Below are 20024 nucleotides of genomic sequence, written 5' to 3'. Positions count from 1 at the left end.
CTTTAGAAGTAGTATCTCATGACCCAAGTATAAAATTAATGCAAAAATAGCTATACCTCATGGAAAATTGCGCACAAAATCTTTTTTGTGCTACTGATTTTTAATAGGAGTTGCATTTTGCAATACTTTAAGCTGAAAAATTATAATAATCCTCTCGCTGCATAATCGGCCACCATACGGCGCACTTCCTCCAAGGCCTGGGGGGTGAGCGGAGCTACCGGCCGCCGGGCCGGACCTGCTGGCAAGCCGATTTCATCCAGCACAGCTTTCAGCACGGAAGGCAGGGTACCCAGCGCAAAGGCTGCCCGCAAATCGCGGAGGACACGCTGCGCCTGCTCTGCCTGCTCATATTCACCGCGGCGCCAATGCTCATAAATGGCCACCACTGTCGCCGGGAAAATATTGGCCGTTGCTGCAATAGCCCCTGTGCCGCCCGCCATCAGCGTGGACAAAATCAGCGAATCCGTTCCGGCAAGCACGGAGAAGGATTCCGGTGTGCGGTCGATCAGCTGCAGAATGTTATCGAAGCTGCCGCTGCTGTCCTTGATGCCAACCACATTCGGCAATTCCGCAAGCTTGGCCACAGTCTGCACGCTGAGGGTATTGCCTGTACGGACCGGAATCGTATACAGCACAAGGGGCAGCGATGTATCCCCTGCTACGGCTTCAAAGTGGTATTGGAGCTCAGCCTGCGTATAGGTAAGAAAATAGGGGGTTATCACGGAAAGTGCATCCGCTCCCGCCTGCTCCAGTCTTTGCGCCAGACGGCTGGTCTCGCCTGTTCCGGAACAGCCTGCACCGGCATATACGGGCACACGGCCGCGGGCCTCATCAATGACGATTTGCGCTACCGCCAGCTTTTCTTCAAAAGAAAGATTAAAGAATTCGCCGTTGGTCCCCAGGCAAAACAGCCCGTGCACTCCGGCATCAATGTAACGGTTCACCATCTTCCGCAGCGCCTTCTCGTCAATCTCCTCCCGCTGATCCAGCGGAGTGACCATCGCAGGTATAATTCCCTTCACTTCCAGCATGATTCCCAGTCCCTTCCTGTTCATTCGGATATATTTCAAGCGCAATCATCCACGGTATGTTGATGCTTAAACCGTTTGCTTCGGGGCCAGTTCAACAGCCGAGCGGATCGCCTCCAGCATGCTTTTCTCATCCGCAATGCCTTTTCCCGCAATATCAAACGCTGTGCCGTGATCAACGGAGGTACGGATAATTCCGCCCTTCAGACCAACGGTAATATTAACGCCGTCCTCTATGCCCAGCACCTTAATGGGCGCATGTCCCTGATCGTGGTAGCAGGCGACAACAATATCAAAGTCTCCCCGCATAGCCCTGTAAAAAAGGGTGTCCGCCGGAGCAGGACCATATACATCCATTCCTTCCATCCGCGCTTTCTCTACGGCCGGAAGCAACTTCTCCTCCTCCTCTCCGTTTCCGAACAAGCCGTTCTCCCCTGCATGGGGATTGATGCCGCACAGGGCAATCCGCGGGTTATTATTCCCAGCTGCCCGCAGCACCTGATCCGCGAGCTTCAGCACCTTATACGTCCGTTCCGGCGTAATCATTTCCACTGCCTTGATTAGCCCGACATGGGTTGTCAGGTGAATGACCTTGAGGCGGCCGGTGGACAGCATCATCGAGAAATCCTCCGTCTCTGTCAGCTTGGCCAGAATTTCGGTATGTCCGGGATAGAGATGCCCTCCCTTATGCAGCGCCTCCTTATTCAGCGGGGCGGTACAGATGGCCTGGACTTCACCGGACTTCGCCAGCTCAACAGCCTTGGCAATATAATGGAAGGCTGCATTTCCCGCCGCTGCGGACAATTGCCCGTAAGGAACGGCATCCGGCAGAAGATTCAGGCTGATGCAGTCAATGATCCCATGCTGGAAAAGTGCCTCAGCGGCTCCTTCTATCGGGCGAATCTCTATTGCATCCCGGCTGGAGACGGCAGCTGCCCGCTTCAGCGTTTCGGTGTCACCGACAACAAGCGGGCGGCACACCTCATAAATATCAGGGTGCGATAACGCCTTCACAATAATCTCAGGACCGATACCGGCCGCGTCCCCCATAGTAATGGCAATAATCGGCTTCATCATGTCACACCTCTCTCTGCAGAGCCTTCACGGAGCGTACCAGTACCTGATCGCTTCCGAAAGCCCCCGCTTTTGTAATAATATATCTACCGGATTCACCCGGCGTCCGCCCAAGCGGGACTCCGTTCTCCACCTCATTAATGAGCTTGATCTCCACATCGCTTAAATGGTGGCAGACCTGCTTCGCGGTATCGCCTCCGGTCAGTACCAAATGACGGATACCGCACTCGGCGATAATCTCAGCAGCCACCCGGCCAAGCGCCGCGCTGATGCGCTCGCCTACTTCCGTAGCGCTCAGGCCACCGGTGCGCCCAAGCTCAGTGACACGGTCGACCTCTTCAGGATTGCCCGGCGTATAGAGCGCCACATGCTTTCCCTCCCGGGAGATGATACCGGTTGCAAGCTCACGGACACGCTTCAATTCCACAGCACATGTTCCCGGGAAGAGCAGCTTATCCGATTCAACCACGAGAGCAGAGACACCGTCTTCTTTGACCAGCTCGGTCAGCTGGCGGCGCGACCACGGATTGATACTGCCCACCACAATAAGCACACATTTCGGATCTGAATACAAGGTATTTCCCCAGTGTGTTGCCTGGCTTTTGTCCGGCCTCTCCAGTACAACACCAATTCCCGCTTGCTTCGTGGCTTCCCTGATACTGCAGAGAATCTGCGTCGTCAAGGCGCCGGCCAATCCCGCTGAACCGGCCCATACCACTTTCGGACATCCCGGTCCTCCGGGGAACAAGGAAGCGATCAAGGCCAGATCCTCTTCCTGCTCCGCATCGAACACAAGATAAGGAATGCCTGACTGGCGGCAGCCGGCAATCCGCTCATCCAGCGCAGCCCGCCCGCCTCTCAGCAGTTCCAGCGAAATAAGGGCGGCCGGATAACGGCTTTGCCGCTCAAGAATGGCAGAGAAGGCCGATTCCGTGGCCGGATGCTTGGGATCATAGGCCATCTCCGTCTCGTGCAGCGGCATCCCGTTCACATACACAATTCCTTCTGTCAGCGTGCGTCCTACCTTCGGGAAGGCTGGGGCAATAACAATGAAATCAGGCTGCAGCGTCTCATAAACCGCGTCCAGCTCACTGCCGATATTTCCGCGCAGCGTAGAATCAAACTTCTTATAGATAACAGGAGAGGTAGCTTCTCCGCTGCGCCCCAGAAACAGACATACATCCTTGACTCTCTGATAAGCCTCCTGCGGAGGAAGAGAGCGGCTGTCGGTATCAAACACAACAGCCTCCTGTTTCCCGCCGCCCGTCTTAAGCTCCAGGAGTACAGAAGTGGACAGGCCCTGACGGGCCATTTGCACCCCCGTATCGTTCGCCCCGGTCAAGTCATCCGCGATGACGGCGATGTTCATTTTCTAACCCCCTCCATACAACAGCAATTACACCTATACAGCAGAACGCTGCTCCAGGGAGCAGCCGCCCTGTCAATCCTCTTTTAATTTGCGCCACAGCGTTGAGCGGTTGATGCCAAGCCGCTTGGCGGCCAGCGACTGGTTCATATTCTCCTGCTCCAGAACAGTCTGGATGATATCCCGTTCAATGTCCTCCAGCGGCTGATACAGGTTCAGTTCTTCTCTTCCGGGCACCAGGGTAAGTCCGCTGCGTGCTTTCCGGCTCCCTTCCTCCAGCATCGCTAGCGCCTCAGGTTCAATGAACGGCCCCGCTGATGCCGCTACAAAGAGATCCATCACCGTGCGCAATTCGGTAAAATTACCCTGCCACGGATGTGCCAGAAGCACCTCCATTACCTCGCTCCGGATACCGGCAATCTGCTTGCCCTGGCGTTCATTCGTCCAGATCAGGCAGGCGCGGATGCTGCGTTCCAGCCACGGCGTATCCCGCAGGGCCGGAAGCGGTATTCTCCGGTCCTGTAAGCTGCGCAGCAGCTTGCCGGCCAGCCGGTCCTCAACAGCGAGCACCTCCGGATCCCTGTCAAACAGAAACACCGTCTTCATCTTGCGCTTGATAATGAACTCAGCCAGCTCTCTCTGCTGCTTAGCAGAGAGCAATTCCGCCCCTTCTATGGCGGTAACGCGCCCGCCGCCGTATAGCATCAGCTCCATCATGGCCTTCAGCACCTCTTCCGATGATCTGCGGATATTGAGGTACAGAATGCCGTCCCTTGATTCGGAGAGGGCGGCGTTGATAACGTAACGCTTGCGCCCGCTGCCCTTTTCGCCATATACGGCTGCGGGATAAGCCTGAAAGTCCGTCTCCAGCCCGCCGTCTTCCCGGTGGGAGAAAAAAGGGGCTGCCGTCAGAAGGTAACTGGCCGCAAGACCGCTTCGTTCCGGTTCTTCCTCCGATGAATGCAGCATATACAGCAGGCGTTCATCCGCGGCAGGCAGCATTTGCGCCTGCAGGTACAAGCCCTGCTCTGGTTCATAAACGGATGTCACCGTGTCAAAGTCTGCCCCCCGGCCGGCGTCCCTGAGCATTTCCCGCAGACCAGGATACATGGTATACAGCGTATCTGCTGTTTCAGGAAGCCGCAGAAGCTGTTTGAACGAAGGGGTGGCGAACTCCAGCTTGCCGCCTTGATCCACCGCCGCATACCCGTCCTCCAGCTTACCGAGCATGGCTTCGTACATTTCATTCTTGACCTTCAGCTTCCGGGCTGATTTATAGAGCTGTCCGGCCCGCGAGAACGCTTCCATTAATGACTCCCTGCCGGAGGTAATTAATACGCCCTGCAGACCGCTTTCGGCCGCGATCTTGACCGTAATGCTGTCGCCAATGATAACCTGGATGCCTCTCGCCTTGGCGTCTGCCAGGGCAGCACTGACTTCCTGCTCCTGATGGATAACCGTGTATGAAATATCGACCTCCATCAAGCTGGACACGGACATAAAGCCTTCGATGATATTGGGAAATCCGATCATTTCACATTTGGCATTGTATCCCTTTACCAGCGTCAGGATCCGTAATATGTCGAATCCGGAAACGGGAATTTCCACAACGGGCAGATAGGAATGCTTTTGCAGCAGCTTTGCCGTCCCGCCTCTGCTGATAATGATATCGTAACCTTCCGAGTGAATGCGGCCGATCAGCGGCAGCACCCTCGACAGATCTCCATGCTCCACTACAATCTCAAACTCCTGCAGCTCATTCTGTAAGCTTAACGTTAATTCAGATAACCCCGGGTAAGGAGCAATGACAATTGCTTTAATTTTCATGCAGCTATTCATCCTTGTTTTTTTAATGCCATTATAACCCAGCCGCCGTTCATTAGGCAGCATCAAACCATTCCTTAGTGAAACAGCTTGCCGTATACCGCACCGATGTCATCCAGCGTCATCACCTTCGGGTTGTTAGCCATCAGCCGGGTAACCTGCGAGGCCGCGAGTGAAAGCCCGGGAATATCCCCGCGCGCAGCTCCGAAGAGCGTCAAATCCTGAGGAATGCTCATCTCCTGCGTCCACAGCCGGATTTGCCCGATCACCTGCTCCGCATCCCACTGACTTCCCTCTCCGGTCTGAAGCCCCATCGCTCCGGCTACAAGAGCCAGCCGTTCCACAATGACATCGAAATTAAATTCCATTACATGCGGCAAAAGCATGGAATTGGCCACTCCGTGCGGCACATGAAATTTCCCGCCAATCGGATAAGCCAAGGCATGTACAGCTGCCGTTCCGGCGCAGGTCAATGCCATTCCGCCGTACATGGAACCGATCAGCATATCCTCCCGTGCTTTTCTGTCGTCTCCGTGGTGATAGGCCTGCAGGATACTGGCAGAAATGCTGCGGATGGATTCAAGTGCGAACATGTCGCTGAACCGGTTGGCCTTGTTGGAAATAAACGATTCAAGCGCATGAGTATAGGCATCCATTCCTGTCGAGGCTGTAATATCACGCGGCAAACCAAGCGTCAACAGCGGGTCCAGAATGACTAATGCCGGCAGCAGGTACCGGCTGACAACAGCGATCTTCAGCTCTTCCTCCGGCAAAGTCACTATAGCGTTGGGTGTCACTTCCGAGCCTGTGCCCGAGGTGGTGGGAATCAGGACCGTCGGAATGCCCGGATTCGGAATCAGATCCGTCCCCAGCATGTCACGGACAGAGAGGCTGTTGGTCTTCATGACAGACAGAAGCTTGACAACATCCAGCACACTGCCTCCGCCGATACCGATAATGACATCGCAAGGAATTTCAGCTACTGCACCGGAGAGCGCTTCCAATTGGGCGATGGTCGGTTCAGGCTGAACATCGGTATTCCAGTGCACGGCGATCCCGCCGCTCTTCAGGCGATTTGTAACTTCATCCAGCGTGCCGCTGCTTCGAAGAAAGGGCTGGGATACAAGCAGTACCGATTTCAGAGCCCCCAGTCTTTGCAGATGCTCCACAATCCGCTCCAAGGAGCCGCAACCCGCGATAATGCTGCGGGCTGTTTGAAAGAAATACTGTTCCATCATATCTTCTCCTCTGGATATCTTGATACATCGTATTCGAATTTAGTATAGCATATCGTTGCAATAATTCAACGTTTAATTATTTATATAGAGATAAAATTTATTATTGTTGCTTTTTGCAACAATTTATCTTGGAAATCAAATGATCTCATTTGATCTGTTAATTCTACAGGATATAGATGTCAAAAAATGAAAATAGAGTTCTAGACTGAAAAATAAAGTATTAAGTATGTCTTTTATTTCGAACATTAAGTCAAGACTGCACTCTGGGAAATGGTTCTTTGGGCATTTTCATCATAATGTGGAATATAACGAAAGAGATGAAGCCTGATGACAAAGACAAAGCTTACAGAAATACTTAATAAACGAAATATTAAGTGTACTGAAGTTGATAAATGGGCAAGTACCTTAGAGGCGTCTGGGAGGAGGAATTTGTTGAAGCAATAAGCATCGATGAGAAGAGGACAATGACCAAGGTTGAGCGCTGGATCCCCACACCGCATATCCTGAGTGCCGCTGATCCAACATGTCCTTATGTAACTCTAGTGTGTGATCCATTGAAGAACAAAATCACCCTAACGGGTGAATCAGCCCGAGCTATGCAGACTGTGCAGCTGATGTAGATTTTAAGCCCATCTCACATTGCTCTATTCTGACTGCTTTGTTTGGGGCAGCCGCCGGTAAAATCAGGGGCACTTTTGCTCCTCATTCCCGCCTGCCACCCACTTTTGGCGGATTCAGGGGCACTTTTACCCCTCATTCCCGCCTGCCGCCCACTTTTGGCGGATTCAGGGGCACTTTTGCCCCTCATTCCTGCCTGCCGCCCACTTTCAGCGGATTCAGAGGGATTTATCCCTTTGATTTTCTCCTACCGCCCACTTTCGGCGGATTCAGAGGGATTTATCCCTTTGTCTTTCCCCTACCGCCCACTTTTGGCGGATTCAGGGGCACTTTTACCCCTCATTCCCGCCTGCCGCCCACTTTTGGCGGATTCAGGGGCACTTTTGCCCCTCATTCCTGCCTGCCGCCTACTTTCGGCGGATTCAGAGGGATTTATCCCTTTGATTTTCCAAGCCTCCGACTTCCGGGGATTCTGTGGAATTCCGGATACAAGAACACATTCGCCCTTCAGACGGACCTGCTCCAATTTCCAGAGAAGCTTATCCACAACAGACGAATATCGTAATTTCCTATACAACAAGAAAACCCGCGGAGTACTCCGCGCAGCACCAGAAAAGCCGGACGTTCACCCGGACGGCGGAAATAGGTCCGGCTCATGTTCCCACTACTCTTACGCCGCTCTCCGTCGGTAAGAAATTCCGCTGCAGCGGAAGCTACAGATGCAGACTGGCTCATCTCCATGCCAATAGTCCGGTCGCCGGCATTATACTTGAACGGGCGCTCCTCATTATTTTGATTCTGATCCTGCTGACGTTCACCCTTCATCATCGCACCCACCTTTTTTAACTTTGGATTGCTGTCGGCGTTGCTCCCCTTATGGCGATGCCACCGGCATTTTACGATGCTTCAATCTATAAATACTGGTAAAGGTCCCGAAATATGCAAACGGTATCAAATGAATACGGCGCAGCCCTATAAACTTGTGATTTTACCGATTTACAATACCGGAACCATCTTTTTTCCGCCAACAGCACTTATACTATACTGGATTAGTGTTTTCTCATTCCCCATATTTTCCATTTGTTAGTAATCTCGATAAACACTACGCAGGAGGAGCTTATGCAATTAGACGATAACCTTATTAAAAATAGGCGGTTACTTGTACTCCTGCTTTTGCTTATATCCAATATTGCTCTGCTGTCAGTACTCCAAATGTTCGGATATGATTTCGTCCCTTATTGCCTATTTCAAATCTCCTGAACAGATTTAAGCGGTTATCGTTAAATATCGTGTAGCTACTGTGGGGGAAAGTTCCTGCTTCTTTGACTTTTATCAAGAAGCCTTCTTCGGATTATTCATGAAAAAGCTGGAGGGACAAGATATTCACTCAAATTCAGGCACCCTCAGTGGATCTTACACCCGAGCAGTTCCGGGAACTGGCTATCTCCAATCGAAGAACAAAATCCCCCTAACGGGTGAATCAGCCGAAGCTATGCAGCCTGTGCAGCTGATGTAAATTTTAAGCCCATTTCACATTGCTCTATTCTGACTGCTTCCGGGGCAGCCGCCGGTAAAATCAGGGGCACTTTTGCTCCTCATTCCTGCCTGCCGCCCACTTTTGGCGGATTCAGGGGCACTTTTGCCCCTCATTCCCGCCTGCCGCCCACCTTTGGCGGATTCAGGGGCACTTTTGCTCCTCATTCCCTCCTGCCGCCCACCTTTGGCGGATTCGGGGGCACTTTTGCCCCTCATTCCTGCCTGCCGCCCACTTTCAGCGGATTCAGAGGGATTTATCCCTTTGATTTTCTCCTACCGCCCACTTTCGGCGGATTCAGAGGGATTTATCCCTTTGTCTTTCCCCTACCGCCCACTTTCGGCGGAATCTGAGGGATTTATCCCTTTGATTTTCTCCTACCGCCCACTTTCGGCAGATTCAGAGGGATTTATCCCTTTGATTTTCTTCTGCCGCCCACTTTCAGCCGATTCAGAGGGATTTATCCCTTTGATTTTCCAAGCCTCCGACTGCCGGAAATTCTGTGGAATTCCGGATACAAGAACACATTCGTCCTTCAGACGGACCTGCTTCAAATTCCAGAGAAACTTATCCACAACAGACGAATATCGTAATTTCCAATGGAACAATGAAAAGGCACAATTCAATTGAATTGTGCCCTCAGGTTAAGACATAGCATTATTATACTGTGCATCCTTATACCCTTGGAAATCGTGGGACGATACTTATATTTACGACTGCTGGCTGGCAGCGATCGCCTGCTCCAGATCGTAGAGGATATCATCGATCGACTCCGTACCGATGGACAAGCGCAGCAGCTCCGGAGTAACACCGGCCGTAATCTGTTCTTCGTCTGACAGCTGCTGATGTGTAGTGCTTGCCGGATGGATGATCAGCGACTTGGAATCACCGACATTGGCCAGATGGGAGAACAGCTTCACATTCTCAATCAGCTTGACGCCTGCCGCTGCTCCGCCTTTGATTCCGAAGGTAAGGATGGCACCCTGGCCTTTGGGCAGATATTTCTTCGCCAGCTCATAGGAAGGATGACTCTGCAGCCCGGCATAGCTTACCCACTCCACAGAATCATGCGCTTCGAGATACTGGGCTACCTTGAGGGCATTCTGGCTATGGCGTTCCAGACGCAAATGCAGCGTTTCGAGTCCCTGCAGCAGCAGCCAGGAGTTGAAAGGCGAGATCGCCGCACCGAGGTCACGAAGGAGCTGTACGCGTGCTTTTATGATATAGGCAATGGGTCCTACAGCTTCAGTGTAGACTACCCCATGATAACTTGGGTCCGGTTCTGTAAGGCCGGGGAACTTGCCGCTTGCCTTCCAGTCAAACTTGCCGCCGTCCACAATAATTCCGCCGATAGAGGTGCCGTGACCGCCGATGAACTTGGTAGCCGAATGCACTACTATATCTGCCCCGTGTTCAATCGGACGCAGCAGGTACGGGCTTGGGAAGGTATTATCGACAATCAGTGGAATCCCGTGCTCATGGGCGATAGCCGCCACTGCTTCGATATCCAGCACGTTACCCTGCGGATTGCCGATGGTTTCGGCGTAAAGCGCTTTGGTTTTGTCCGTAATCGCTGCCCGGAAGTTCTCCGGATGATCCGAATCGACAAAATGCACCTTAATCCCCAGCTTCGGCAGCGTAGTCGAGAACAGATTATACGTCCCGCCATAGAGGCTTGCAGAGGAAACAATCTCATCCCCTGCACCGGCAATATTCAAAATAGAGAAGGAAATAGCCGCTGCTCCGGAAGCTGTCGCAAGTGCACCCGCCCCGCCCTCCAGCGCCGCAAGGCGCTGTTCGAACACATCGGTGGTCGGGTTCATCAGCCGGGTATAGATGTTGCCGAACTCCTTAAGCGCGAACAGATTGGCAGCATGCTCTGCATCACGGAAACCGTAGGATGTGGTCTGATACAGCGGTACAGCACGGGCTAAAGTAGTTGGATCAATCTCCTGGCCTGCATGAACGGTTAAGGTTTCAAATGACAGCTTGCGCTCTTCTGACATGGGGTATTTCCTCCTCTAAAGGTATAATGGCAAAGGTTAACAATTAAGAATTGTACCTATTCTCTCACAAACCATGTCATTTGGAAAGATAAAATTCTCATTATTTCCCTATGTTTTATTAGTTTAATAAAAGGATAATTCAAGCCTTTTTCACGGGCCACAACAAAAAAATCCCGCCGCAAGCAGCGAGAGTCGGAGAATAACGGTACCCGTCTTAATTTCTTGTGATAAATCCACCCTTATTTCAATCCAGCTTCAGGTGTCGTAACTGACCAGATAATGATGAAGCTCTGTGTTATAGCAGCCGATGCTGTGTTCAATCAGTCTGCCTTCCCCGTCATAGGAGTTGCGCAGGCGCTTAAGCACATGCGTCCCCGGCGGAATCTCCAGCAGAAGACATACCTCTGGAGGCGCAGGCTCTACAAAGAAACGGTCCTTGAAGTTCTCCAGCACAATGTCGTTCTCCTCCAGAGAGTCATAGAGAGAGTGGATATCCTTATCCATGGGTCTGGCCCCGCCGCCGGGCAGGGCGGCTGCCGTCAGGAAGTGTACCAGATGAATATAAGGCTGTCCGTTCAGAATATAGAGACGTTCAATACGCTGGCAATACGGTCCGTAACGGTTATATTCTTCTGTACCGGTATCATGGACGACCAGCCCGGACCCCAGCAGTCTTTTTTCCAGCTTATGGCCCTCCTCTACGAGCAGCTCCGTAAACCGTTTGCCCTTGGAGAGCTTCTGATAGGAAGTATTGCGCGTCACTATCGTTCCGATCCCGCTTTTCTTCTGCACATAACCTTCCTGGGACAACTCCTGGACCGCGCCCCGGACCGTCATTTTGCTGACGCCGAATTCCTTTTCCAGCTGCGGTTCAGACGGAATGATGCTGCCGAGAGGGTATACCCCGTGCAGAATCCGGTCTTTGAGGATTTTTTGGATCTGCTGGTATAAGGGGCCTTGCTTGCGTTTCAGAGACACGCTTTCGTTCACTACCTTTCAACATCTAAGGTATGACCACACAGCGCCCGGAGCACCTCGCTCTCGGTAAACAGCGCTGTATCGCCTTGGGTGGTGTGGGCCAGCATCGCCGCCGCCGCTGCCAGATTAACCGTCTGCTGCTGCGGGTACTGCTGCAATTCACCATGGATGATCGCACTGGTAAAAGCATCTCCCGCACCGATCCGGTCAAACACAGGGAAGGTCAGCTTGCGGGAAAATCCAAACGTTCCCTGATGATAAATATATCCCGTCAGGGAATGTGTATTGTCAGCGTTAATCTCACGGTGGGTTCCCGCTGCCGTTCCGATTCCGAAGCGGTCCGCCACTTCTGGAATCGCTTGCTTCAACTGTGTTATTCTATCATATTCTCCAGTTCCGATGCCAAGAATATACTGTGCATCCTTCTCATTCATCATCACCGTATCCGCCAGCGTAAGCAGCTCCTCATAATGCGGGCGGGCCTTGGCATAACCGTCTGCCCCCCATAGCGCTGGACGGTAATTACAGTCAAAGACAACCTTGCCCCCGGCACCTTTCACTTCTGCAGCAAACCGTTTCATCTGCTGGCGCACACCTTCATTCATAGCCAGCGTAATGCCGCACAAATGAAGGACATCCACACGGGAGACAAGAGCAGCCATATCATAACTGCCTGCCTCTGCGGTATTGAAGCTGCTGCCCAGCCGGTCTGTGTAGGTGACTCTGCCGGGACGGGCTCCAAAACCATTCTCCAGAAAATACATTCCCAGCTGCTTGCCGCCCCGGTTGATCAGAGACGTATCCACCCCAAGCTTACGCAGATAAGCGATCGCCGCTTCACCCACCGGAGTTTCCGGCAAGGTGGTGATGAGAGCCCCGTTGTGGCCGTATCTGGAGAGTGCTGCCGTTACATTCACCCCGCTGCCGGAAAAAGAATACTCCAGCCTGCTGCTCTGGGCCAGCGTTTCATAGCCCGGGACCTGCAGCCGCATCATCACTTCGCCAAAAGCAGCAATCCTAGGCATACTGGTCCACCAGCGATTTCATCGTTTGAAGCAGTCTGCGGACATCCTGCACGTTCGTGCTCCCCGTCTGCGGATCAATAATAGAAGAATAGACATGCGGTATAACCTGCGGCACGCCTGCCTGAAGCGCAATCTCCAGAATGGGGCCAAAGTTATCCAGGTCGATTCCGCCGGTTGGCTCCAGAGCAAATCCGGCTTCCCCGCAGGCTTTGGCAACCGCACGGTACTCTTCTTCCAGCTTCAGCCCCTGCATCGGATAATACTTGAGCGCATTGCCCCCCATGTCACGAACGAGCGCAATGGCGGCATGAACCGGAACAATCGCATGCGGAGTACTCCCCGCGCTGATTGGGCCGGTCGATATATTTACATAGCCCGGCTGTCCGCAGGGGGAGACCAGGCTGTTAATCCAGCTGTCCTTCGCTCCCAGATTGGCGCGGGTTGCCCCCACTGCCGGAAATACCTGATTGATATGGCTTCCCGCGTAGCTTGAGGCAATCTCTGCCACAACGGCCGCCTGGCGGTTGTCTCCGGCCCCGAGTCCGATCGATACGGCATCTTCAATCGATTGGCCATATTCGGCCATGGCAGCGGCTGCCTGCTCCGCCGTGGCATAATTTTTGGAGAGCACGCCTACCAGAACATGCCCTTCCGCAGCCTCATAGATATCCTTGGCATTCCCGATACTGCCGGCCAGCACATTAAGTGCGGCTCTGTTCTTATACAGGCGCTGCTGAATATTGCTCATTCTTGTTTGCCCCCCACGATTTCATTGATTCTGCTTACGATGACCTGAAGATCATCTCCCTGCAGCGACCTTGGATCGATATCAAAATAGCCCTGCTTAACGCCATAATCCCGGGTATACACTGCAATTCCGCCTTCACGCAGCTGGTCATTAACGGTCTTGGCGTCTACTCCCGCCGCAGAGGCATCAATCTGGACCCGTCCACGAAAAATCGCTCTGCCCGCTTCATCCTGCACGATGCGGACCGAAGTTCCGGGAAGAGCGGCCAGCGGCTGCAGAGCCTCCAGCGCCTGCTTTTCCAGTTCGCTGTTGTCGGCTTTATCCTGGTATTCCTCCAGTGCCTGGAGCAGTCCGAAGGTCGTCTCTTTGCCGACCTTCATGCTGCGGCCGATCCCGTGGAGCTGTACCTTCAACCACCCGATGTATTTCTTCTTGCCGGCAACAATACCCGAGGTAGGGCCTTCAATAGCTTTCGAACCGCTGTAAATGGCCAGATCGGAATATTGGACATATTTGAGCAGATCCTCTTCCGCTGCCGCATCCACAATCAGCGGCACCCCTCTGCGCTGTGCAACCTCCCAGGCCTCTTCCACAGAAATCATGTTCTTCTGGACAGCGTGATGGGATTTGACATAAAGTATGGCTGCAGTACGCTCACCGATCGCCTGTTCAATATGCTCCTTCCGGCCTTCATTGGCATATCCGGCTTCCACGACCCGGCCGCCGCCAAGGAATACCATGGTTTCAACAGGCGCTCCATACTGCACATTATGGCCCTTCAGCATAATTATTTCATTCTTCAGCACCGGCTCCTGGTGCAGGCGGAGGCTGAGCCGCGAATCTCCGCCGGTCACGATGGCTGCCACCGACAGCGCAATGCCGCTGGATGCCGAGTTGACGACAACCGCCCCTTCAGAGCCAAGCAGCCGGGCAATATAATCACCGGATTTGTCCACAAGATCCGCAATTTCCACGTACTGCTGTCCGCCCTGCTTCATCGCCTCCATGACCGAATCCGTCGGGGCGGAAACGCCAAGAATGCTCATTCTTCCACTGGCATTAATCACACGCTTCAATCCATATCTAGCCTGTAATGAGTGACCCATTCGCATAGACTCCTTTAGCCTCAATATAGTAATGCGCGGCCCGGACATCGCCTTCCGAGTCCTTAAGCTGCTTCCCGCCTGCTTCCACGGCAAACAAGGTCAGGTTCGCCTGCTGCCCTACTCTTATTTGGGCAAGCTCCGGCTTGCCGAGCCACTCCGCTGCGCTGCTTGTGACCGCGCGGATGACCTCTTCCAGACTGTAGCCTAGATAGAGGAATTTCGTCAGCACATTCGACATACTGTACACCGGCCCGTTCAGACGGTTGCCCCGGTAAATATCCGTGCTGATGGTATTCAGGGCAATGCCTGCCGCCTTCGCCTGTTCCGCAACCCGGAAGGAGAAGCTCGCCGTGCCATGCCCCACATCCAGATGAACCCCCCGGGCGGCTGCATCCAGCAGCTCCTGCAGCGGTGTGCCGTCCTCATGGAACAGATTATTGGACTTGCCGTTAAGATAATGGGTGATCACATCGCCCGGCTGTAGAAGCTCCAGCACTTCGGTGACCGCCGGCGGAGCAGAACCGATATGCACCATAAGTGGAAGCTTCGTTTCTTCCGACAGTGCACGCGCCAGCTTAAGCGGCTGTATACCGCTGTCTTTAACGACACTTTGGCTGATGCGGGCTTTGAGGCCGACAATGAATTCTGGATAGGCGGCTGCCGCCTCCAGGGCCTTGGACCGGTCAATCCATTCCAGCTGCGACAGCTCATCGGTCCGTTCCAGCCCGATCCTTGAAATATTCAACAAAGCAAACACCCGTGTTGCAGCCTTCAGACTCCCGGTATAAAAATCCCCGATCCGGTCTGCGCCGCAGCTTCCGGCATCGACCAGGGTGGTTACCCCCTGCTTCACACCAATTTCGTCGATTTCATCGCCATAGGGATCAAGCTCCGGCACGGCATGCACATGCAGATCAATCCATCCGCTGGATACATATAACCCGGAACAGTCCATGCTGTTCTCTCCTTCAGCCTGGCCTGGCGGTGTAATGGCGGTGATGACCCCGTCCTGAATAGCAATATCAACCCTCTGCCCGCCAACAAGCTGCAAATTGCGCAGGACATTCTCTGTGCCCACTCTTCCCATCTCCTTCTTCAACCCGGATAGATAAGCGAAATCTAAAAAATGGTTAATGACATGAAACCTGTACATTCTTATATTTAATATGGAGAAGCATATACACCCTAATATTTTAATAAACTTGAGTTGCTACTCCATTTTAAAGATTATAATGTTATAATGTTTATATTAGCATAAGTGTTATCCAGAAGAGAACAGTGATTTATAATTCCAAGATTTCTAATCCGAATATCTTAACACTGGAGGGACTGCTTCATGGCAAATCCGGCACTCAAGCCATCCTTGCTCAACAGGTTCAGGCTCAGCTGGAATCATTTCAAATCAAGGCTGCTGCTGAAATATGCATTTTCCTACATCCTTATGTTCCTTATCCCTCTCACCGGTGTAACCATCTTCGTCTATGAAAACGCCGTCAAGGGCCTGCGTGTCGAGATTGAACAATCCAATGTCAATCAGCTTAACCAGGTGAAAAGCACCATAGATGACCGTATGAATGAGCTTCAGGAAATATCGGGGAGAATCGCCTATGACAAACACCTGACTCCCTATATGGTACGGCATCCATACTACAGCCTGGAGGCCATCCAGGCCCTGGCGAATTACAAGGCCAGCAGCAGCATTGCGGAGGATTTGCTCCTCTATTTCCATGACGATTCCAACATCTATTCTTACCGCGGTCTGGCTGATCTTCATGTCACCTTTGATACCCTCTATCAGTTCGAGCGCTGGACCCCGGAAGACTTGCGGCGGGACTTGAATGAAACCCGGCAGCCGCTGGTACGCCCCGCCGAGAATGTAACGGTCAATTCCCGTGTGGAGCCTATGCTGGTCATGCTCGTACCCATTAAACCGAATGACCCGTTTCCTTATGGCACCGTTGTCTATTTGCTGAAAGAATCCAATCTTACCGGGGTCATGGATTCGATTCTGAGTGATTTCTCGGGAAGCAGCTATATTTTTGGCGCCTCCGGAGAGGTGCTGACCGCGAACAGCCATGGCGTCAGCCTTCCCCAGGACGAGCTTGAGAATCTGTCCGCACTTGAGCCGGGTATCCATAATCTGGAGCTGGACGGGGAACAGTATTCCGTTGTTTCAGTAAAATCCGAAGAGAATGGCTGGACCTATGTGACCACGATGCCAAGCTTCCAGTTCTTCAGCCGCGTTGCACACGTCCAGACCCTGATCCTGATCGTGTTCTGTATTACGGTCATTACCGGCATAGCTGCCGCACTGCTGCTGGCCAAGCGGCAGTACCATCCGATCCGGGATCTGATGGAATTCGCCAAGCTGCGCAGCAGCGGCAACGACACGTCCAAGCTCCGCAATGAATGGGAATGGATCCGCCAGACTCTCCACGATTACAGCGCCAGAATTGATCTTCAGGAGCCCTTCGTCCGCAACCAGTGCATGCTGCTGCTGCTCAAGCACGGCAAGCCGGATGATCCCGAGATTGAGCAGATGATCCTCAGCGCAGGCTTCAGTCATCCTCAGGGACAAGGCCTCTATTTCTCGGCCATCCTGTCCTGGGATGAACCTGTGCCGGGCGGCAAGTCCTGGCAGGAACGCCATCTGCTGCAGGAGATGCTCAGCAATGTTTCTATTCCCGGACCAGATGCCCAGATCTTCGGTGTTGAATTCTCGGTTAAGGACCAGTTCGCCCTGATTATTTCACTCCCCGGCGAAGAGGACATGCCGGTTCAGAGCCGTATGGAACAGGTGATCGAAGCGATTCAGGCAGTGATCCGCGAGCACTCGCAGCTGGCTCTGAGTATCGGTGTCGGCATGGCCTACAGGGACTTGGCGCGGCTTAACCAATCCTTCATTGAGGCTGCAGCAGCACTGGAGCACCGGATGATCCGGCGCAGCGGACAGGTAACCTACTTCGAGCAGCTGGCAGAGCTGAATCCGTCCGCCGCCGAGAGCTTCTGGATTCCGCGCAAATCCATGCTGAAGCTGGAGCAGAGCCTGAAGCAGGGCAACGAATCAGTCGCCGTCCAGATGATCGCCGACACCATCGATACCATCAAGGGTGAGCCATTGCAGGTTCATCTGCTGCGCTGTATCTGCTTCGATCTGCTGAACGCTTTTCTGCGCACCGCCTCCGAGCTTGGCATGGACGAGGTGTTCGCCAATATACCGGAGCTGACCTCCTTCGAGACGCTTGAAGAGCTGGAGAGCCGTCTGCTCGTTCTGGCTGCCGCCATTTGCGCGCAGGTTGAGCGGAATACGGAGACTAGTGAGTCTTCATTAATGGACGACATCCTGGCTTACGTGGACCAGCAGTTCGCAGACTACACCCTCAGCCTGGAGCATGTGGCGCTTAAGTTCGCCATTTCAACCTCTTATTTAAGCCGGAGCTTCAAAGAGAAGACCGGCAGCAATTTCTCACAATATATCTGGCAGCGGCGTGTGGATGAGGTCATCCGGCTGCTGGTGAACACGAGCTCACCGCTCAAGGAGATCATTGAGCAGGTAGGTTATCTGGATGCGCCGAACTTCATCCGCAAGTTCAAAAAAGAAACCGGTCTGACGCCGGGGCAGTACCGCAAGGAACATGCCTTGAAGGGGGCTGCTGCGAAAAGACCGGTTTAAAGCGGACGGAGCCTCCGCCCTGCCCGAATAGGCTGAACTTAAGATTTTGACATACAACCAAGCCTTCACCCTGGGAATAGCCGGACTTCCGTGCGGCAGCTGTTGCCGCAGTATAAAATCCTGCCCATAATACAACATTTCCCTCATCAGTTCGATCCAAATCTACAATTGTTGTACAAAAGGCAGGATTTCACCTTTTTCAAGCGGCTTGAGAGGATTATTCTTGTATTTCATACAACAATCTTCCTGAACACCCGGCTGTCTATGAATAAAAGTTGCACAACGTACAACATTGATGTCTACAGCGCTTCTTAAGCAGTCTCCATTCTGCCGGCAACGAATCAAGTGCCCCGCTTTATGAGATTATTGTGCTACTGCCTTCCTGGAGAATATGCTCAACCAGCTCATCCAGCGGAACGGTCGCTAGTGCAATCGCCGTATCCGTTACCCCGTAATAGATATAGAGCAGCCCGTCCTTGACCACATTACCGGTCGGGAAGATGACATTCGGAATCTGGAATCCGAATTTCTCGTAGTAGGTCTCCGGCTCCATGATGAAATTATGCGTCCGGGCAATGATTTTCTCCGGCTGCTCCAGATCCAGCAGCATCGCCCCTACACGGTAGACAATATCCTCGTCAACGCCGTGATAGAGCACCAGCCAGCCTTTGTCCGTACGCACCGGAGGCGAGGAGCCTCCGATCTTCCGCGACTCCCAGGACAGGTTCCCGGCGGTGGCGAGCAGCTTGGGCTCTTCCCAATTCACCAGATCCTCGGAGTAGGTAATCCACATGGCCGCCTTCTCGGTTCCGTAGGCTTCTCCCACATATTCCTCGGGGCGGCGCAGCAGCACGAATTTGCCGCCGATTTTCTCAGGGAACAGAATGTTGTCCCGGTCATTGATGTCCAGCGGCGTCGTGTCCGCCACAAACTCCCAGTCCAGCAGATTATCCGATTTCAGAATGGAGGAACGGGTCAGCCAGTGGCCTTCCTGCTCCCCCCACCCGTCCGGATATTCCGGAATGGAGCGCTGCGGCACCCCTGCCCCGGTAGGATAATAGCTCATGGCGCAGGGGCGCAGGGCGTAGTTCAGATAGAAGGTTCCGTCAATTTTGACAATCCGCGGGTCCTGTACACTGCCGTAAGGGAATCCCAGCATATCGGGCGTCACAATCGGCTCATCCTTCACGTGGGTAAAGTTCACACCATCCTCGCTCTCCAGCAGGCCCAGATAATTCTTGCACGGGGTCAGGGAACCGGCGGTACGCTCAATCATGTAGAATTTCCCATTATCGATGATGACCGCAGGATTGAAGACCGTAACCTTGCGCCATTCATAGCCGCCCGGGACGACTATAGGATTATTCGGATGTCTTGTGATTTGCATGTCTATTCCTCCTGCGAATAAGGTTCGTGGTATATATAGGACGCACTTAAGTTTTGAACTTGAAGCTTCATCGTCACTGCGGTGAACATTTGGACTTCCGGCCACTGTTGTCAACAGATTTCTTGAATTATTCCGCTGTACTCGCGGGGGAAATCCGTTGACAAAGGCGGTCGCTACCGCTCCTACAGTTTCACCACCGAATTCAAGATCGTAATTTACCGGATCCTGATATTCTTCAAGGTTGTCATGTTCAATCAATGTCATTCCCCCAATTCTCCTCCGTCACTTTTCCAACCTTGAAGCTTCATCGTCACTGCGGTGAACATTTGGACTTCCGGCCACTGTTGTCAACAGATTTCTTGAATTATTCCGCTGTACTCGCGGGGGAAATCCGTTGACAAAGGCGGTCGCTACCGCTC

Annotated in this window: 14 protein-coding genes; 1 reads left to right on the top strand and 13 read right to left on the bottom strand. The window is 53.0% G+C overall.

All coding sequences use genetic code 11. From position 1 onward, the window contains the following. Nucleotides 1–140 precede the first annotated feature (140 nt). From dapA to QW71_RS11025, 12 genes are all read right to left on the bottom strand, one after another. Nucleotides 141–1031 carry a 4-hydroxy-tetrahydrodipicolinate synthase gene (dapA, locus tag QW71_RS11095; RefSeq protein WP_039297601.1) on the bottom strand — a complete coding sequence of 297 codons (891 nt, stop codon included), beginning with the start codon at nucleotides 1029–1031 and terminating at the stop codon, nucleotides 141–143. A gap of 66 nt (nucleotides 1032–1097) precedes the next feature. Further along, nucleotides 1098–2102, bottom strand: a complete 1005-nt coding sequence (gene pdxA / locus QW71_RS11090) for a 4-hydroxythreonine-4-phosphate dehydrogenase PdxA (protein ID WP_039297599.1) — start codon at nucleotides 2100–2102, stop codon at nucleotides 1098–1100. A 4-nt stretch (nucleotides 2103–2106) separates the two neighbouring features. Further along, complete coding sequence (locus tag QW71_RS11085; protein WP_039297444.1) at nucleotides 2107–3471, bottom strand: four-carbon acid sugar kinase family protein; 1365 nt, start codon at nucleotides 3469–3471, stop codon at nucleotides 2107–2109. A 72-nt stretch (nucleotides 3472–3543) separates the two neighbouring features. After that, nucleotides 3544–5295 (bottom strand): sigma-54-dependent transcriptional regulator, encoded by a 1752-nt coding sequence (locus QW71_RS11080; RefSeq protein ID WP_039297441.1) that lies wholly within the window; start codon nucleotides 5293–5295, stop codon nucleotides 3544–3546. Nucleotides 5296–5369: 74 nt separating this feature from the next. Continuing rightward, entirely contained in the window at nucleotides 5370–6530 is a 1161-nt protein-coding gene (locus tag QW71_RS11075; RefSeq protein ID WP_039297438.1) for an iron-containing alcohol dehydrogenase, read from the bottom strand. A gap of 1125 nt (nucleotides 6531–7655) precedes the next feature. Continuing rightward, entirely contained in the window at nucleotides 7656–7976 is a 321-nt protein-coding gene (locus QW71_RS11065; RefSeq protein ID WP_152679739.1) for a hypothetical protein, read from the bottom strand. Nucleotides 7977–9392: 1416 nt separating this feature from the next. Further along, a complete protein-coding gene (locus QW71_RS11050; protein WP_039297425.1) occupies nucleotides 9393–10688 on the bottom strand; it encodes a homocysteine synthase in 1296 nt (431 codons plus the stop codon). Between the two features lie 255 nt (nucleotides 10689–10943). Then, nucleotides 10944–11678, bottom strand: a complete 735-nt coding sequence (locus QW71_RS11045) for a GntR family transcriptional regulator (protein ID WP_200905912.1) — start codon at nucleotides 11676–11678, stop codon at nucleotides 10944–10946. After that, complete coding sequence (locus QW71_RS11040; RefSeq protein ID WP_039297423.1) at nucleotides 11678–12691, bottom strand: sugar kinase; 1014 nt, start codon at nucleotides 12689–12691, stop codon at nucleotides 11678–11680. The genes QW71_RS11045 and QW71_RS11040 overlap by 1 nt, the downstream gene beginning before the upstream one ends. Continuing rightward, on the bottom strand, nucleotides 12684–13439 hold the full coding sequence (locus tag QW71_RS11035) for a KDGP aldolase (protein ID WP_039297421.1): 756 nt from the start codon (nucleotides 13437–13439) through the stop codon (nucleotides 12684–12686). Before QW71_RS11035 ends, QW71_RS11040 begins: the two co-directional genes overlap by 8 nt. Further along, complete coding sequence (locus QW71_RS11030; protein ID WP_039297418.1) at nucleotides 13436–14545, bottom strand: DgaE family pyridoxal phosphate-dependent ammonia lyase; 1110 nt, start codon at nucleotides 14543–14545, stop codon at nucleotides 13436–13438. Before QW71_RS11030 ends, QW71_RS11035 begins: the two co-directional genes overlap by 4 nt. Beyond that, entirely contained in the window at nucleotides 14523–15623 is a 1101-nt protein-coding gene (locus QW71_RS11025; RefSeq protein ID WP_235441443.1) for an amidohydrolase/deacetylase family metallohydrolase, read from the bottom strand. The genes QW71_RS11030 and QW71_RS11025 overlap by 23 nt, the downstream gene beginning before the upstream one ends. A 258-nt stretch (nucleotides 15624–15881) precedes the next feature. On the opposite strand from QW71_RS11025, the gene QW71_RS11020 reads away from it, so the two are divergent. Continuing rightward, nucleotides 15882–18218, top strand: a complete 2337-nt coding sequence (locus tag QW71_RS11020; protein WP_047013733.1) for a helix-turn-helix domain-containing protein — start codon at nucleotides 15882–15884, stop codon at nucleotides 18216–18218. Nucleotides 18219–18573: 355 nt separating this feature from the next. On the opposite strand, the gene QW71_RS11015 is transcribed toward QW71_RS11020, so the two are convergent. Continuing rightward, nucleotides 18574–19605 carry a glycosidase gene (locus QW71_RS11015; protein WP_039297415.1) on the bottom strand — a complete coding sequence of 344 codons (1032 nt, stop codon included), beginning with the start codon at nucleotides 19603–19605 and terminating at the stop codon, nucleotides 18574–18576. Nucleotides 19606–20024: the final 419 nt, after the last annotated feature.

The organism is Paenibacillus sp. IHB B 3415 (assembly GCF_000802655.2).
Classification (GTDB): Bacteria; Bacillota; Bacilli; order Paenibacillales; family Paenibacillaceae; genus Paenibacillus_AQ; species Paenibacillus_AQ phytohabitans.
Note: the sequence above shows the minus strand (reverse complement) of the source record. Positions and strands in the feature narration are given on the sequence as shown.

Excerpts from the sequence above, each read along its gene's own strand:
- QW71_RS11040 (WP_039297423.1), bottom strand. The coding sequence starts at position 12,691 with ATGCCTAGGATTGCTGCTTTTGGCGAAGTGATGATGCGGCTGCAGGTC.
- QW71_RS11030 (WP_039297418.1), bottom strand. The coding sequence starts at position 14,545 with ATGGGTCACTCATTACAGGCTAGATATGGATTGAAGCGTGTGATTAAT.
- QW71_RS11065 (WP_152679739.1), bottom strand. The coding sequence starts at position 7,976 with ATGATGAAGGGTGAACGTCAGCAGGATCAGAATCAAAATAATGAGGAG.
- QW71_RS11075 (WP_039297438.1), bottom strand. The coding sequence starts at position 6,530 with ATGATGGAACAGTATTTCTTTCAAACAGCCCGCAGCATTATCGCGGGT.
- pdxA (WP_039297599.1), bottom strand. The coding sequence starts at position 2,102 with ATGAAGCCGATTATTGCCATTACTATGGGGGACGCGGCCGGTATCGGT.
- QW71_RS11050 (WP_039297425.1), bottom strand. The coding sequence starts at position 10,688 with ATGTCAGAAGAGCGCAAGCTGTCATTTGAAACCTTAACCGTTCATGCA.
- QW71_RS11085 (WP_039297444.1), bottom strand. The coding sequence starts at position 3,471 with ATGAACATCGCCGTCATCGCGGATGACTTGACCGGGGCGAACGATACG.
- dapA (WP_039297601.1), bottom strand. The coding sequence starts at position 1,031 with ATGCTGGAAGTGAAGGGAATTATACCTGCGATGGTCACTCCGCTGGAT.
- QW71_RS11080 (WP_039297441.1), bottom strand. The coding sequence starts at position 5,295 with ATGAAAATTAAAGCAATTGTCATTGCTCCTTACCCGGGGTTATCTGAA.
- QW71_RS11035 (WP_039297421.1), bottom strand. The coding sequence starts at position 13,439 with ATGAGCAATATTCAGCAGCGCCTGTATAAGAACAGAGCCGCACTTAAT.
- QW71_RS11015 (WP_039297415.1), bottom strand. The coding sequence starts at position 19,605 with ATGCAAATCACAAGACATCCGAATAATCCTATAGTCGTCCCGGGCGGC.
- QW71_RS11020 (WP_047013733.1), top strand. The coding sequence starts at position 15,882 with ATGGCAAATCCGGCACTCAAGCCATCCTTGCTCAACAGGTTCAGGCTC.